Raw genomic sequence first — 532 nt, forward strand, 5'->3', positions numbered from 1 at the left:
GATGCGTTTCCTCAGGCGGTCGATCAAAATGTCATGGTTGACCCGGTCGAAGAACTTCGACAGGTCCACGTCTACCACGATCCTCAGCCCGGATTGGACGTAAGCCTGAGCGGCTAGCACCGCGTCCTGCGCACGCCTGCCAGGCCGAAAACCGTAGCTGTGCTCACTGAAAGTGGGGTCAAGGATCGGTTGCAGCACCTGTAGCAGTGCTTGCTGGATCAGGCGATCCGTCACCGTCGGGATGCCAAGCTCACGCTCGCCACCGTCAGGCTTCGGGATCGTCACCCGACGTACCGGGCTGGGCCGGTACGTCCCTGTCAGCAGTCGCTCTCGAATGCGCGGCCACTCGGTCGCCAGCAGCAGTGAAGTCTGGTCAATGCCCAGTCCATCCACGCCAGCCGCTCCCTTGTTGGCACGCACACGCTTGAACGCCCGCCGCAGGTTCTCTGTCGTCAGCGCCGCTTGCAGCAGCGCTGACCCCGTGCCTCCGATTGCATGCCGCGGGCAGAACGCTTCGTCGCTGAAAGCATCG

Annotated in this window: 1 protein-coding gene; it reads right to left on the reverse strand. The window is 63.2% G+C overall.

Annotation, left to right across the window (positions count from 1 at the left end; genetic code table 11):
- The coding region (locus tag ACFFJK_RS22870; RefSeq protein WP_379681958.1) for a reverse transcriptase domain-containing protein at positions 1-532 on the reverse strand (532 nt) is incomplete at both ends.

Origin of the sequence: Massilia consociata, assembly GCF_042432755.1 — a bacterium.
Lineage (GTDB): Bacteria > Pseudomonadota > Gammaproteobacteria > Burkholderiales > Burkholderiaceae_D > Telluria > Telluria consociata.